Annotated in this window: 14 protein-coding genes; 5 read left to right on the top strand and 9 right to left on the bottom strand. The window is 66.6% G+C overall.

Annotated elements, in window-relative coordinates:
- Positions 1–12: 12 nt before the first annotated feature.
- The 8 genes from PIGHUM_RS03415 to PIGHUM_RS23845 all read right to left on the bottom strand — a co-directional run bounded on the left by PIGHUM_RS03415 (position 13) and on the right by PIGHUM_RS23845 (position 8,201).
- Complete coding sequence (locus PIGHUM_RS03415) at positions 13–1,296, bottom strand: NAD(P)/FAD-dependent oxidoreductase (protein ID WP_124077856.1); 1,284 nt, start codon at positions 1,294–1,296, stop codon at positions 13–15.
- Positions 1,271–1,579 carry a non-heme iron oxygenase ferredoxin subunit gene (locus PIGHUM_RS03410; RefSeq protein ID WP_124077855.1) on the bottom strand — a complete coding sequence of 103 codons (309 nt, stop codon included), beginning with the start codon at positions 1,577–1,579 and terminating at the stop codon, positions 1,271–1,273. The genes PIGHUM_RS03415 and PIGHUM_RS03410 overlap by 26 nt, the downstream gene beginning before the upstream one ends.
- 65 nt (positions 1,580–1,644) lie before the next feature.
- Positions 1,645–2,433 (bottom strand): SRPBCC family protein, encoded by a 789-nt coding sequence (locus PIGHUM_RS03405; protein WP_187697741.1) that lies wholly within the window; start codon positions 2,431–2,433, stop codon positions 1,645–1,647.
- Between the two features lie 19 nt (positions 2,434–2,452).
- Positions 2,453–4,816 carry a xanthine dehydrogenase family protein molybdopterin-binding subunit gene (locus PIGHUM_RS03400; RefSeq protein WP_124077854.1) on the bottom strand — a complete coding sequence of 788 codons (2,364 nt, stop codon included), beginning with the start codon at positions 4,814–4,816 and terminating at the stop codon, positions 2,453–2,455.
- Entirely contained in the window at positions 4,806–5,318 is a 513-nt protein-coding gene (locus PIGHUM_RS03395) for a (2Fe-2S)-binding protein (protein WP_124077853.1), read from the bottom strand. Before PIGHUM_RS03395 ends, PIGHUM_RS03400 begins: the two co-directional genes overlap by 11 nt.
- A 4-nt stretch (positions 5,319–5,322) precedes the next feature.
- A complete protein-coding gene (locus PIGHUM_RS03390) occupies positions 5,323–6,186 on the bottom strand; it encodes an FAD binding domain-containing protein (RefSeq protein WP_124077852.1) in 864 nt (287 codons plus the stop codon).
- A 6-nt stretch (positions 6,187–6,192) separates the two neighbouring features.
- Positions 6,193–7,185, bottom strand: a complete 993-nt coding sequence (locus PIGHUM_RS03385; protein WP_124077851.1) for an ABC transporter substrate-binding protein — start codon at positions 7,183–7,185, stop codon at positions 6,193–6,195.
- A 29-nt stretch (positions 7,186–7,214) separates the two neighbouring features.
- On the bottom strand, positions 7,215–8,201 hold the full coding sequence (locus PIGHUM_RS23845) for a Bug family tripartite tricarboxylate transporter substrate binding protein (RefSeq protein WP_160142133.1): 987 nt from the start codon (positions 8,199–8,201) through the stop codon (positions 7,215–7,217).
- A 449-nt stretch (positions 8,202–8,650) separates the two neighbouring features.
- On the opposite strand from PIGHUM_RS23845, the gene PIGHUM_RS03375 reads away from it, so the two are divergent.
- A complete protein-coding gene (locus PIGHUM_RS03375; RefSeq protein WP_160142132.1) occupies positions 8,651–10,468 on the top strand; it encodes an Ig-like domain-containing protein in 1,818 nt (605 codons plus the stop codon).
- 58 nt (positions 10,469–10,526) lie between these two features.
- On the opposite strand, the gene PIGHUM_RS03370 is transcribed toward PIGHUM_RS03375, so the two are convergent.
- A complete protein-coding gene (locus tag PIGHUM_RS03370) occupies positions 10,527–11,555 on the bottom strand; it encodes a helix-turn-helix domain-containing protein (protein ID WP_160142131.1) in 1,029 nt (342 codons plus the stop codon).
- 513 nt (positions 11,556–12,068) lie between these two features.
- Between PIGHUM_RS03370 and rpsL the strand changes: the two genes are divergently transcribed.
- The 4 genes from rpsL to PIGHUM_RS03350 all read left to right on the top strand — a co-directional run.
- Entirely contained in the window at positions 12,069–12,446 is a 378-nt protein-coding gene (gene rpsL / locus PIGHUM_RS03365) for a 30S ribosomal protein S12 (protein WP_124077847.1), read from the top strand.
- Positions 12,447–12,596: 150 nt separating this feature from the next.
- Complete coding sequence (rpsG, locus tag PIGHUM_RS03360; protein ID WP_087838326.1) at positions 12,597–13,067, top strand: 30S ribosomal protein S7; 471 nt, start codon at positions 12,597–12,599, stop codon at positions 13,065–13,067.
- Between the two features lie 79 nt (positions 13,068–13,146).
- A complete protein-coding gene (gene fusA / locus PIGHUM_RS03355; RefSeq protein WP_124077846.1) occupies positions 13,147–15,249 on the top strand; it encodes an elongation factor G in 2,103 nt (700 codons plus the stop codon).
- 56 nt (positions 15,250–15,305) lie between these two features.
- The coding region (locus tag PIGHUM_RS03350; protein ID WP_033453371.1) for a GTP-binding protein at positions 15,306–15,403 on the top strand (98 nt) is incomplete at its 3' end.

Below are 15,403 nucleotides of genomic sequence, written 5' to 3'. Positions count from 1 at the left end.
TGTCTTTCCTTGCTAGGAGCGCGCCTGGCCGAGCGCCAGGCGGGCGAGCTGTTTGGCGGGGATGGCGGCGTCGCCGAGGGCCTCGGGCGCGCAGGCGAGCGGCTTGCCTACCAGGTCGCGGAAGGCGCGCAGATCGCCGCCCGCGTTGATCGCGATCAGTTGCGCGAGCAGGCCGTCGCGGACGCCGAAAATCAGCGCCTTGCCGCCGTCGCGGCCGGGGGAAAGATCGCCGCGCGCGACGTAGCGCGTGCCGCTGCCGCCATGGCCCATCATCTGGATGTTGCAGTCGAACTGGTCGGTCCAGAACCAGGGCTGGGGCGCCGGGTGGGTCTCGACGCCCAGCATGGCGGCCGCGGCGATGCGGGCCTGCTCGTTGGCGTTCTGCCAGGACTCCAGGCGCAGCCCGGCGTCGCTGCCGACTTCACGGCGGCTGGCGCAGTCGCCCGCCGCGTAGATGCCGGGGGCGCTGCTGCGGCAGCCGGCATCGACCAGTACGCCGCCGTTGCGCGCGTCGATCACCAGCCCGGCAGCCTGCGCCAGGGCGACCTCGGGCACCAGCCCGACCGACACGACGGCCAGCGGCGCACGCAGGGTCTCGCCATCGGCCAGGACGGCGGTCACGCCGCCATCCCGCGCTTCCAGCGACCCGATCCGGGCGTCCAGGCGCAGGTCTATGCCGTAGGCGGCCGCGCGGCCGGCCAGCCAGGCGGATACCTCGGGCGGCACGGCGCGCCCGAGCAGCATGGGAGCCTGTTCCACCAGCGTGACCGCCATGCCTTGCGCGCGCGCGGTGGACGCGACTTCCAGGCCGAGGAAGCCGCCGCCGATGACCAGCATGCGGTCGGCCGTCCGCATGGCTTGCCGCAGGCGCAAGGCGTCGTCCAGCGTGCGCAGGTAGTGCACGCCCGGCGTGCCGGGCGGCAGGGCGGGGAGCGTGCGGACCTGGCCGCCGGTGGCCAGCAGGCAGGCGCGAAAGGGCAGCCAGGCGCCGTCGTCGAGCTGTATGCGCCGGCCTTGCGGATCCAGGCGCGCCACGCGCCTGCCGGTCAGCAGTTCCATGCCCTGCTCGGCGGGAAAGCCGGTGGGCAGCAGGTCCAGCGCGGGCGGTTCGGGCTCGGACAGCACGGCCTTGGACAGCGGCGGGCGTTCGTACGGGGCATGCCGTTCGTCGCCGATCAGCAGCAGCCGGCCGGCGTAGCCGGACTCGCGCAGCGCGCGCGCCGCCATGGCGCCCGCCTGTCCGGCGCCGACGATGATCAGCGGCGCCTGTTCATTCGATGGCGACGTAGATGTCATCTTCTTCCACCTTGATGGGATAGACCCGGATGGGCTGCGTGGCGGGGGCGCACTTGGCCTCGCCCGTGCGCAGGTCGAACTGGGCCTGGTGCAGCGGGCATTCGACGCAGCCGTCCTCGACGTAGCCGTCGCTCAGCAGGGCGTACTGGTGGGTACAGACGTTGTCGGTGGCGAAGAATTCGCCGTCGCTGCGGAACAGCGCGAGTTCCTTGCCGTCCAGGTTGAAGGGCATGCCTTCGTCGTCGCCGACATCGGCGACCTTGGCGATTCGTGTCCAGTTCATGGCGGGTTCCATTTATCAGTATGCTGAGTATGTGGGCAGGGCTCGCGGCCGTGGCGCCCGAATCCTTAGCGGCGGCCGAACAGCCCTCCCAGCGACATCTTGAATTGCGACCACATGGCCTTGAGCCCGATGGAAAGCATGTTCAATTCCTTGGGCCGGGCAGCCTGCCGGGCGGCGCCGCGCTGCGACTGGTGCAGCGCCTGCTGGGTCGCGGCCAGGACGGCCTGGGCCTGGGCCAGCACGGCCTGCGCCTGCAGCATGAGCGCCTGGGCTTCGGGCGTGCTGACGGCGACGGCGGCAGGCGCCGCGGGTTGGGCGGCGTCTGCCGGCCGGGGCATCGCGCCAGCCGGCAGGCCCGCCCCGGCAGGAGCGGGAGCCGGAGCGGCCGGCGCCGGCGCGTCGTCGTGCAGCGAGGCGGCCAGGTTGGCTTCGAATTGCTTGAGGATGTGCCCGGCCACTTCGGCGATCATGCCGCTGCCCCGGCCGTACTGAGCCACCGCGCCGGACAACTGCAGCTGCGTGGTGACGGTGACATCGGTGCCGCCGGCCGCGGCGGGCGTCAGCGCGAAGCTGAACTCGGACTGCGCCGAGCCGCGCCCCTTGGGGTCCAGGCCGGAGCCGCGTAGCCACGCGATGTGCTGCTCGTCATCCTGGCGCACCAGTTCGGCCTGGCCGTCGAACGACAGCTTGATGGGGCCGAGCTTGACGGAGACGGAGCCCAGGTACTTGTTCTCGCCGAGGGTGTCCTTGAGGCTGGCGCCGGGCAGGCAGGGCAGGATGCGCGGAACGTCCAGCATCAGCTTCCAGGTTTCTTCCAGCGGCAGCGGAACGTGAAATCGATTGGTGAATTCCATGAGTCGGTTCTCGGATGCGTCAATGCTTAGGGCTGGCGGAGGCGGCCTGGTCCAGCAGTTCGACCAGGCGCACCGGCGTGAGCGGAAATTCGGTGATGCGCACCCCATGCCCGGCCAGTGCGTGCTCGACGGCGCCGATCACGGCGGCGGCCACGGGAATGGTGGCGACCTCGCCTATGCCTTTGACGCCCAGCGGGTTCAGTTCCGTGGGCGAGGGCTGGAAGATCACCTCGATAGTCGGCACTTCCGGCGCGGTGGGCAGCAGGTATTCGGCAAAGGTCGTGGTCAGCGGCTGGGCATTGGCGTCGTAGCCCATCCATTCGAACAGGGCGTTGCCGATGCCGTGGACCACGCCGCCGTGGACCTGGCCGTGCGCGATCTGCGGGTTGATGATGTTGCCGCTGTCCTGCACCGCCACGTAGCGCCGCACGTGGACCGCGCCGGTGAGCGGATCGACCTCGACTTCGCAGGCATGCGAGGCGCCGGCGTAGGCCTGGGCGTCGCACTGGAAGTGCACGGTTTCCTCCAGCCCCGGCATGCCCGGGACCGGCAGCGCATAGCCCGGCACGCCCTTGAGCAGCATGGCCAGGCGCGCCAGCGGGACGCGCTGGCTGAAGTCGGCGGTGTGGACTTCGCCGTTGGAGATGTCCAGTTCGCCCTGGTCCACCTTGAGCACGGCGGCGGCGGTGCAGAGCGCCTTGGCGCGCACCTTGGCGGCGGCCTCGGACACGGCCGAGCCGGCCATCATGGCCTGGCGGCTGGCGAAGCCGCCCATGCCGTAGGCGATGTGCCCGGTGTCGCCGGCCACTACGTCTACCGCGACCGGGTCCAGGCCCAGGTGCGCCGCGCACAGTTGCGCCAGCGTGGTCTTGATGCCCTGGCCCATGGCCAGCGCGCCGGTGTGCACCACCACTCGGCCGGACGGATGGATCTTCACCCGGGCGGTCTCGTAGGGGCCGCGGCCGGTGGGCTTGACGCTGTTGGCCAGCGCCACCCCTCGCAGCATGCCGGTCTCGGCCGAGCGGGCACGGCGCGCTTCGAAGCCGTCGTAGTCGATGGCCTCGGCGGCGCGCGCCTGCAGCGCGGGAAAGTCGCCGCTGTCGATCACCAGCGGGACGCCGGCGCGCGATTTCAGCGGCTTGGTATAGGGAATCTTGCCGGGCGGAATCAGGTTGCGCCGGCGGCATTCGAGGCGGTCCAGCCCCAGCTCCAGCGCCAGCTTGTCCATCATCCGTTCCATCACGAAGGCGGCCTGCGGATAGCCGGCGCCGCGTATGGTGGCCACCGGCACCTTGTTGGTATAGGCCACCCGCGCCCGCAGCGAGAAGGCCGGGACCACGTAGGGGCCCGTCATGGACGAGGCGGCGTTGTAGGGCACGTTGGTGCCCTGCGGGGTATAGGCGCCGTGGTCGTGGATGAAGCCGCCGCGCACGCCCAGCAGCTTGCCGTCGCGGTCGGCGGCGACGGAGATGGACCAGAACTGGTCGCGCTCCTGGATGGTGGTCAGGAAATTCTCGCGCCGGTCTTCCACCCATTTGACCGGGCGGCCGAGCGCGCGCGCCACGGCGGGGACGACCACCTCCTCGGGGTAGATCATGAACTTGGCGCCGAAGCCGCCGCCCACGTCCGGCGTGATGATGCGCAGCTGGTCTTCGGGCTGGTCCAGCATGTGGGCAATGGTGTAGTGCAGTTCGTGCGCCATCTGGGTGGAGGACCAGACGGTCAGCACGCCGGTGGCCGGATCGGGCGCGGCCACCACGCCGCGGCCTTCCATCGGGTGGCCGCAGCCGCGATGGACCCAGAAATCGTCGTGCAGGACGACCGCCGCCTGTTCGAAGGCCGCGTCGTGGTCGCCGTAGGCCAGGGTGTAGTCCTGCAGCACGTTGCCGGCGATTTCGCTGCGCACCAGCGGGGCATCCGGCTCGACGGCGCGGCGGCAGTCCGAGACGGCGGGCAATACGTCGAATTCGGCCTGCACCGCGGCGGCCGCGTCCTCCGCCTGGTGGCGGGTGCGCGCCACGACCACGGCGTAGGCTTCCCCGGCGAAGGCGACTTCGTCGCCGGCCAGCGCGAACGGGGTCGTGTCCTCGGGCAGGACCGCCAGCGGAAAGCCCAGCGGCATGCGCCACGACGTGATGTGGCCGAACAGGTCCTGGCGGGCGTAGACCGCGACCACGCCCGGCATGGCGCGCGCCTGCGCCGCGTCGACCGACAGCAGGCGGGCGTGGGCGTGCGGGCTGCGCACGAAGCAGGCGTGCAGCGGATCGGGCACGGCCACGTCGTCCAGGAAGCAGGCTTTGCCGCGCAGCAGTTGTTCGTCCTCGAGCCGGCCGGGGCTCATGCCCATGCCGGGATGGGTGACCAGGCCCGGATCAGCGTGCATGGCTGCCTCGCTCGCGCATGATCTGCGCCGCGCGCTTGGCGGCGGCGACGATGTTCTGGTAGCCGGTGCAGCGGCACAGATGGCCCGAGAGCACGTCGCGGATGGTGTCTTCGTCGGGATCGGAATTGTGGTCCAGCAATTCCTTGAGCGACATCAGGATGCCGGGGGTGCAGAAACCGCATTGCAGCGCATGCAGTTCGTGGAAGGCCTGCTGCAGCGCGTGGGGGGCGCGTTCGTCGGCCGACAGCCCCTCGATGGTGGTGACGGCGCAGCCGTCGCTCTGCACGGCCAGCATCAGGCAGCTGCGCGCCGAGACGCCGTCCACCAGGACGGTACAGGCGCCGCAGACGCCGTGTTCACAGCCGACGTGCGTGCCGGTCAGCTTCAGTTCGCCGCGCAGGAAATCGGCCAGGTGCACGCGCGGTTCGGCCATGCCCTGGCAGGGCTGCCCGTTGACCGACAGGCAGACCGGCCGCGCTTGGGAGTTTTGCGTCATTGCCATGTTCTTATCTCGTCGTGCGCGCGAGCGCGCCGGTAATGGCGCGGCTGGCGAGGACCCGGGCCAGCCGCTGGCGGTACCAGCCAGGCACGTAGGAATCGGTGCTCGCTTCCACCTCGGCGCACAGGCCCGCGGCGCGCTCGATGTCGCCCGGCGCCGCCGGCGTGCCCAGCAGCGCCTGCTCGGCGCGCGGCATGCGCACCGGCGCCGAGGCGCAGCCGCCCAGCGTGATCGAGCAGCGCGCGATCCTGTCGTCCGGTCCGAACTGCAGCAGCACCGCGGCCGAAGCGATCGCGAAATCGCCATGGCGCCGCGAGAACTCCAGGAAACAGGAGCCGTGGCCCGGATCCCAGGGCCGGAGGGAGACGCCCAGCACCATTTCGTCGGGCTGCAGCGCCGGCGTCATATAGCCGGCGGGGAAATCGGCCATGGCGATGCCGCGGCGCCCGGCGGCGCTGCCGACCTGGACTTCGGCGTCCATCGCCATGGCAATGGTGGGGATTTCCGCCGAAGGGTCGAGCTGGCACAGGCTGCCGCCCACGGTGCCGCGGTTGCGCGTCTGCCGGTGGCCCACGTTGAGGATGGCCTCGCGCAGGATGGGCAGCCGGGACGCCACCAGGTCCGAGAACTCCACCTCCCGCTGGCGGGTCATGGCGCCGATATGGACGGCATCGCCGTCATCCCGGATATAGGAAAGCTCCGGGATGCGGTTGATGTCGACCAGGCAGTCCGGAAACGCGAAGCGCATGTTCAGCATCGCCATCAGCGACTGGCCGCCGGCCAGTACGCGGGCGTTGTCGATGCCGCCCAGGCACTGCAGGGCTTCATCCAGGCTGGCGGGCCTGACGTACTCGACGGCGGGGGCTTTCATGCGGCCTCAGATCTTGGACAGGTCCAGGGAAGAGGCGGCGAACAGCTCCTCGGGCGCCACCTTGCGCTTGGACAGGCCCTGCCCGTAGTGATAGCGCGCGAAGGTTTCGATCACGTGCCGGTTGGCATCCAGCCCATAGGGCCAGTAATCCTCGCCCATCAGCTTCTTGGCCTCGTTGTGGTGGTGCACCATCCAGGGCAGCGTCACCGCCAGGTGGCAGATCTCGTCCAGCTCCTTGACCGCCAGCATCTTGGCCTTCAGGAAGGCCTTGTAGACGCTGACCGGCAGCCACGGGTTCTCGGCCACCAGCGACTTGCGGATGCCCACCATGTGCATGATCGGGAAGATCCGGGTGCGGCGGAAATAATCCTTCTCGGCCTCGATGTAGTCGCCGAACAGGCGGCCCACGTTGGGCACGCCGCGCAGGAAGCAGGACGGCGCGCGGGCGCCGATCACGGCATCGATCTCGCCGGACTCCAGCATGCCCGACAGGGTCTTGTCGTCGGGAATCTGCTGCAGGTCGATGGAGGGATCGAGCTCGATCGGAGCGCGTTCGCCGCGGCCGGGCTCTTCCACGCCGCCGCGGCGCCACTTGATGTCGGCCGGCTTGACGCCGTACTCGTCTTCCAGGATGCCGCGGATCCACACATTGGCGGTGATCTGGTATTCCGGCACGCCTATGGTCTTGCCGCGCAGGTCTTCGGGCTTGTCGATGCCGCGGTCGGTGCGCACGTAGATGCCCGACTGGCGGAACACGCGCGACAGGAAGGCCGGAATCCCGATGTACTGGTTGTCGCCGCGCGCCGTGGTCATCATGTGGCTGCTCATCGAGATTTCCGTCACGTCGAATTCTTCGTAGCGGAAAGCGCGGTGGAAGGCTTCCTCCGGCTCGAGCGGGACGGCGCGCACGTTGCAGCCCTCGATGTCCACGCGGCCGTCGAACAGGGCCTGGGTGCGGTCGTAATTGCCTACGGAGAGGCTGATGTTGAGTTTGTTCACGAATGCGTCCTTCTTGTTTTAATGAATGCTCAGTCCGCCCTCAGGCCGATTTTCTGGGCGAGGGTGGCGAAACGGTCGATGTCCTCGTTGACGATCTTCTGGAACGCGGCCGGACCCTCGTCGGCGGTGGTGTAGCCCAGGTCCAGCAGGCGCTTGCGCATCGCGTCGGTCTTCATGATGGCGGAGATCGTCTTGTAGACGTCCATCTTGATGTTCTCGGGCGTGCCGCCCGGCACGGCCAGGCCTTGCCATTGGCTCAGATTGAAGCCGGGCGCGCCGCTTTCGGCGATGGTGGGGACCTCGGGCACGGCCTTGGAGCGGTCGGCCGAGGTGATGGCCAACGCGCGCAGCTTGTTGCCCGAGATGTAGGTCAGGGCGCCGGAGATGGTGACCACGGCGAAATCGACCTGCCCGCCCATGGTGTCGACCAAGGCCGGGCCACAGCCCTTGTAAGGCACGTGGACGTTCTGCATCTTGAAATCGATGTTCATCATCTCGCCGGCCAGGTGCGGGTCGGTGCCGGCGCCGCAGGAGCCGTACGACAGCTTGCCGGGCGCCTCGCGGCCGGCGGCGACCAGGTCGGCCAGCGTCTTGAACTTGGAGGTGGTGGGCACGACCACGAGCATGGGCGCATAGGCGACGTTGATCACCGCCTCCAGGTCCTTCTTGGGATCGTAGCCCAGGTTCTTATATATAGCGGGCGCCAGCGAATAGGCGTCGTTCATCATCAGCAGCGAATGGCCGTCCTTGGGCTTGCCTGCGACGATGCGGGTTCCCACCGTGCTGCCGGCGCCCGCCTTGTTGTCGACGATCACCGGGTGGCCGAGCTTGCCCAGCTGTTCGCCGATCAGGCGCGCGAGCATGTCCACGCCGCCGCCTACGGCATACGGGACGGTAATCTCGACCTGTTTGACGGGAAAGGTGGGAGCGGGTTTTATTTCCGCCGCCGCGGCCTGTTGGATAAAGGTGGTTAGAGCCAGGGAGAACAGCAGATTGATGGGCAGCTTGGTCAGCATGGTCGGACTCGCTTGGAGAAGGATTGGTCGGACGGCAAACTTGCACCGCAAGGGTGCCGGCGATGCACCAAAATACTCAGTAGGCTGAGTAATATGATCACTGTACTGAGTAATTTTGCGCGACTTAATTAGGGAATTCACTAGTGAATGGCTAGCGGAAGACTCTGCAAAGGTGCGCACGGCGCCGCACGGCAGAATTAAGCAATCTTCGGGCCAGGTTTTGCCGAGTGCAATGTTCAATGGTCGACCGGCCTTCGCGCGCCCCCCTCGACAGGCGTCAAGCCCAGGGGGCCGTGGCCAATGTTGCCGGCGTGCGCGCGCGCTTCGGGACGAATTCGAAGAAACCCGAGACGCTTGGGAATGCCGCGCGATCCCGGGCCGGGACAATGCACGCAACCCGGCACCTTTTCGGAGCGAGCCGGCTTTCTTTCTTCTGGAAAACCTGGACCATGACAACATTTTCGCTGGCGCCCGCCACCTCGCCGTGGCGGCTGCACATCTCCTGGCTCCGAGCCTGTGTGCTTTGTTTTGCCCTGGCCGGATGCGGCGGGGATTCGGCCGTGACCGGCGCATCGGACGCCGGCGGCACAACCGCCACCCTCGTTCCCGGGCCGGTCTTCGGCAAGGTCAGCCTGGACGGGCCCGTGGCGGGCGCGACCGTCTCGCTGCAGGCGGCGAACGGCAGTGCTTGGCCGGGCAGTGCTGTCACCGACGAGGAAGGGATGTTCGAGATCCCGGCCGAGCAGGTGCCGCAAGGGCTGCGCATCCTTGCCTCGGGCGGCACGCTGCCGGACGGCAGTGCGGTATCCGCAACGCTGTCCACGTATGTCGAGCCATTCGGCGCGGGGCTTTTCGGCGAGCAGATTACCGCGGTCTCGACGCTGCTTGACCGCCTGCATACGGCCGGATGGGACCTGGAGACCGCACAGGTCAGGCTTGCCGCGTACCTGCAGCTCGAGCCGGGGCGTTCGCTCTATAGCGGCTTTGCCGATGCCAGCGATTTCAACAGCGCGGCCTTCCAGCGGGCGGCGCAGGAAAGCGGCCTGGGCCTGGACGGATTCATCGATCAACAGGTGGCGCAGGCGATGGTTAGCGCCGAGAGCCGGCAGGCCTTCACGGGCGGGCTGCGGCTGTCCCCGTTCGGCACGACGGTCGCGCTCGGGCTGATCAACGGTGCCGTCAGCAAGCTGAGCGGCACTGCTACCGGCGAACTCCTGAGCGGACTCGGCGTCGGGCAAGCCGATCATGCCGAAGTCATGGCTCAATTGCGCCTGATCGAAAGCAAGCTCGATGAAGTGCGTGCCACCGTGGACGAAGCCGTCAAGCGCATCGCTGCCCTGCAGGTGGAGATCAAGCAAGGTTCCTTGGACACCCTGATCTCCCGTATACGGGGCTTGATGAAGGACTTGCGCAACATGGCAGGCTACAGCGGCGACCGGGCGAGCAAGCAACTCGAGGTCGAGAACGCGATCCTGTCGCTGTACGGGCTGCGTACGGCGTTCGCCGATGTGCTGAATGGGGCGTTGGCCAAGGAATCCATCATCCAGGCCTATGCGGAAAGCCTGCATGTAGGCCAGCGCTTCTATTCGGTGGAGCATTACCGTCGTCTGATCGACTTCGTGGAGCTTTTCGATTCGTACAATTTGCAAATGCACTACCTGCTGATCGAAGCCTTCCGCTCGCGTGAGGCACGCACCGGCAAGTCGGCGCAGGGAGACATCGAGATGCTCGTCCGGGACATGGAAGAAGAGCGTGACTTGTACATGGGGCGTTTGCCCAGGGCGCTGCCGGACGATACGACTTTCATACACGCCGACACGCTGCGCATGTGGCACAGTTCACGCGACTATTACGTGCTGCACGACGAAATCCCCAGGCTGCCTGCCGCCGTCGCCGCCAAAGGCGGCTGGCGCAAACCCGAGCTGTCTGTCGTCACTCAGGCTTTCAAGCAGACCGACCGCAACCGCATCGACGGCAACGTTTTCGCCCTGCAGCAGGGAGCGCCGTCGAAGCTGTTTGCCGGTGGCGGAATCAACATGTGGACGTCAGAGTGTTCCTGGGATGTGAGGTTCGTGTCCATCGGGACCTGCTGGGTCTACCATTTCGCCGACGACAACCCGATGTACATCGGCGTGACGAGAAATAATGACTCGCTTCCCTCGGACCTTGTATCGACCAACCGCGCGCACTATGCCGTCTGGCGTCCCATGGAGCAGGCCGAAGCCGCGATGTATCTGCCTTGGCTCTACAGTCAGCGGCAACGCTAGGAAGAGGCGCGTCGCCGGTTCCCGGTCTGTGCGAACCTCCTTTTGGCATGAACAGGCTTTAGCCGGCGGAAGGGAGGTGTGGCTGGTACGGCCTGGCGGCCGGGGCTGGCCGCCGCCGGCCCGTGGGTGCCTGCGCCTGCTGGCGCAATTGCAGCGGCGAGGCGTGATACATGCGCCGGAAGGCCGTGCTGAAGCCGGCCGGCGTGGCAAAGCCGGCGGCATACGCGATCTGCGCGATGCTCAGGTCGTCGCGCTGCACCACGTCTTGCAGCGCGGTCTTGAGCCGATAGTGCCGGATCAGGGCGGCGGGCCCGTCTGGATCGCCGGCGAACAGCCGGTATAGTTGCGAGCGCGATATCCCGAAATGTGCCTGGACCTGGGCGATGTCCAGTTCGGGGTCGTCGCGGTGGGCATGGATGTAATCGAGCACATGCCGCTGTCGCGCGCCGCCGCGGCCTGTGGCCCCGCCCTCTGCGCGCGCGTCGGGCGCCAGGCTGGCCGCCAACAGCGGAAGCAGGCTGGACAGCGCGAGGTTCGCGCCGGCCTCGTTCAGGAAGGGGGTCTGCCTGAGCAGCGCGAGCGCCCAATCCGTTGCCGTGGCTGCCATCGCGTGTTCGCGGTGCGCGATGCAGCAATGTTCTCCATTTGCTGACAGATGAGGCGCCAGCATGCGCTTGGGCACGAACAGCCCGATCGCGCGGTAGGCGGCGCGCTCGATGGCGATGGGTCGATCGAAGTCCATCAGCATGATGTCGCCGGGACCGCTGGGCACCTCGCTGCGGCCTGAAGTGACACGGCCTGCGCCCCCGCTCAGCACGATCTGTATCATGTAATAGTCGATGTCGTCGTGGGCGATGCGGTCCAGGCTGCGCCGGACCGTCATCGCGGTGCTCTCGCAATGAGAGAGCACGACGCCGTCGGTGGTGTAGGCGATCAGGTTGCCGTGAAAGGGGCCGCCTCGGCGCGGTACATCGATATCGACCATGTGCGCCATCCACTGGCGCCATTGGGCCACACGCGCGGTTTCTTCGACGCCGGCGAGAGACAGGGTGCAACGGGGCAAGCCGGCGGAAGCGGGAGCGGGCATGAGGTGCTGTCGACAGGCGGGGAGGGGGCGGATAGGCTGTGGAGGGCGATCGCGCCATATGTGAGCGAGAGTAACAGGTTCGCTGGCGCGCCGGGGCGGCGGGCCGATGACGTCCCCCGCCTGACGTTGCGCGCCGGCCACGATGGCGCGCCAATGGAAGGCGCGGGCGTGCATTGACAGTTCTCGCGGGCCCAGGTTATTATCGCAAGCTCTCTGGAGTCGGCTCGCCCGGGCCGCGCGTTCTTTGATGTGCAGAACTGCAATATCCGGCAGGCAGCATTGCCCGGATCCCCGCAGTAGCTGCCTTTCTCAAGAGCCGCGTCGCGGCGTTCCTTCCCCAGCAGTAGATTCCATGCCGCACGATTGCGCGGCCCGTGCATGTTCCTCTTCCGGCTACCCGGTGGCGGCTTCCTGCTCGGAGCCGGTCGGGCGGTTTGTTGCAGCTGTCTGCGCCTTGTGACGAAGGTCGCAGACCGGATCCCAAAGACCCCCAAAGGTTACGGAAGAGGGCTTATGCCAACTATCAGCCAACTCGTGCGCAAGCCGCGCGAATCCAGCCATGCCAAGAGCAAGTCTCCCGCTCTTGAGAACAGCCCGCAGCGTCGCGGCGTCTGCACCCGTGTCTACACTACGACCCCGAAGAAGCCGAACTCGGCTCTGCGTAAGGTCGCCAAGGTGCGCCTGACCAACGGTTACGAGGTCATCTCGTACATCGGCGGCGAAGGCCACAACCTGCAAGAGCACTCGGTCGTGCTCGTGCGCGGCGGCCGGGTGAAGGATCTCCCGGGTGTGCGCTATCACATCGTGCGCGGTTCCCTCGACCTGCAAGGCGTCAAGGATCGCAAGCAGTCGCGCTCGAAGTACGGCGCCAAGCGTCCCAAGAAGGCCTGATCCCGGGCTTTCCCAGCAGCATCGTCCCGTCGCCGTCGTCCTGGTTTGCAGGGCGGGCGCGAGTAAGGGGCCGGTCGGGCGCAAGCCCTCAAGACAGGCCGCGGCCGCAGGCGCTAGCCGGCGGTTCAACTGAAGACATAGGAAGTAGAAATGCCTCGTCGTCGCGAAGTACCCAAGCGTGAAATCCTGCCCGATCCCAAGTTCGGCAGCGTGGAACTCGCCAAATTCATGAACGTCGTGATGCTCTCCGGCAAGAAAGCCGTTGCAGAGCGCATCGTTTACGGCGCCCTCGAACAGATCCAGACCAAGACCGGCAAGGACCCCATCGAGGTGTTCGGTCAGGCGATCGGCAACGTCAAGCCCATCGTCGAGGTCAAGAGCCGCCGTGTCGGCGGCGCCAACTACCAAGTGCCGGTTGAAGTGCGCCCCGTGCGCCGCCTGGCCTTGGCAATGCGTTGGGTTCGCGAGGCAGCCAAGAAGCGTGGCGAGAAGTCCATGGACCTGCGCCTGGCGGGCGAACTGATGGACGCGTCCGAAGGACGCGGCGGTGCCGTCAAGAAGCGTGACGACACCCACAAGATGGCCGAGGCCAACAAGGCCTTCAGCCACTTCCGCTGGTAAGCAGCAGCACCCTTCGTTTTTAATGGCCCGCGGCTGATCGTCGCGGGCCGACTAGCCCAGTCATCAAGGAAATCCGATCATGGCCCGCAAGACCCCGATCGAGCGCTATCGCAATATCGGCATCTCTGCGCACATCGACGCAGGGAAGACCACCACCACCGAACGTATCCTGTTCTATACGGGCGTCAACCACAAGCTCGGCGAAGTGCACGACGGCGCCGCGACCATGGACTGGATGGAGCAGGAGCAGGAACGGGGTATCACGATCACCTCCGCTGCCACGACCTGCTTCTGGAAGGGAATGGCCGGCAACTACCCGGAACACCGTTTCAACATCATCGACACCCCGGGGCACGTGGACTTCACCATCGAAGTCGAGCGCTCCATGCGCGTGCTCGACGGCGCCTGCATGGTGTATTGCGCCGTGGGCGGCGTGCAGCCCCAGTCGGAAACCGTCTGGCGCCAGGCCAACAAGTATGGCGTGCCCCGTCTTGCGTTCGTCAACAAGATGGACCGCACCGGCGCGAACTTCTTCAAGGTCTACGAGCAGATGCGTCTGCGCCTGAAGGCCAATCCGGTCCCGCTGCAAGTGCCGATCGGGGCCGAGGATTCGTTCAAGGGCGTGGTCGACCTGGTCAAGATGAAGGCCATCCTGTGGGATGACGCCAGCCAGGGTACCAAGTTCGAATACGGCGACATTCCCGCCGAGCTGGTCGACACCTGCAACGAATGGCGCGAGAAGATGGTCGAGGCGGCTGCCGAATCGTCCGAAGAGCTGATGGACAAGTATCTGGAATCCGGCGAGCTGTCGGAAGACGAGATCAAGTTCGCCATTCGCCAGCGCACCATCGCCGGCGAAATCCAGCCCATGCTGTGCGGCACCGCCTTCAAGAACAAGGGCGTGCAGGCCATGCTGGACGCGGTCATCGACTACCTGCCCTCGCCGGTCGACATCCCGCCCGTGGATGGCACCGACGAGAACGACCAGCCGGTGGTCCGCAAGGCCGACGACAAGGAAAAGTTCGCCGCGCTGGCGTTCAAGCTGATGACCGACCCGTTCGTCGGCCAGTTGACCTTCATCCGCGTGTACTCGGGCGTGCTGAATTCCGGCGACACCGTCTACAACGCGATCAAGGGCAAGAAAGAGCGCGTCGGCCGTATCCTGCAGATGCACGCCAACCAGCGTGAAGAAATCAAGGAAGTTCTGGCGGGCGACATCGCCGCGGCCGTGGGCCTGAAGGACGTCACGACCGGCGAAACGCTGTGCGATCCGGAATCGATCGTCACGCTGGAAAAGATGGAGTTCCCCGAGCCCGTGATCGCGCAGGCCGTCGAACCCAAGACCAAGGCCGACCAGGAAAAGATGGGCATCGCCCTGAACCGCCTGGCCGCCGAAGATCCGTCGTTCCGCGTGCGCACCGATGAAGAATCGGGCCAGACCATCATCGCCGGCATGGGCGAGCTCCACCTGGAAATCCTGGTGGACCGCATGAAGCGCGAGTTCGGCGTGGATGCCAACGTGGGCAAGCCGCAGGTGGCCTACCGCGAAACCATCCGCAAGGTCTGCGAAGAATCCGAAGGCAAGTTCGTCAAGCAGTCGGGCGGCCGCGGCCAGTACGGCCACGTCGTGCTCAAGGTCGAGCCGCAAGAAGCGGGCAAGGGCTTCGAGTTCGTCGACGCGATCAAGGGCGGCGTGGTGCCCCGTGAATTCATCCCGGCGGTGGAGAAGGGTTGCATCGACACCCTGTCCGCTGGCGTGATGGCCGGCTACCCCGTGGTCGACGTCAAGGTCACGCTGTTCTTCGGTTCGTACCACGACGTGGACTCGAACGAAAACGCGTTCAAGATGGCTGCCTCGATGGCTTTCAAGGACGGCATGCGCAAGGCCAGCCCGGTCCTGCTCGAGCCCATGATGGCCGTGGAAGTCGAAACCCCCGAAGACTACGCCGGTACAGTGATGGGCGATCTGTCCTCGCGCCGCGGCATGGTCCAGGGCATGGACGACATGGTCGGCGGCGGCAAGACCATCAAGGCCGAAGTCCCGCTGGCCGAGATGTTCGGTTATTCCACCTCGCTGCGTTCCGCGACCCAGGGCCGCGCCACGTACACGATGGAATTCAAGCATTACGCCGAAGCGCCGAAGAACGTCGCCGACGCGATCATCAGCGCCCGCGCCAAGTAATTGGCTGCTGGCAAGTAATTCGTTAAACCTCCAGGCACACTGCAGGAAGAGAGAACATGGCAAAAGGCAAGTTTGAGCGTACGAAGCCGCACGTAAACGTGGGCACGATCGGTCACGTTGACCACGGCAAGACGACGCTGACGGCGGCGATCAC

The organism is Pigmentiphaga humi (assembly GCF_900606115.1).
GTDB lineage: Bacteria > Pseudomonadota > Gammaproteobacteria > Burkholderiales > Burkholderiaceae_B > Pigmentiphaga > Pigmentiphaga humi.
This window is presented reverse-complemented; position numbering and strand designations above follow the sequence as displayed.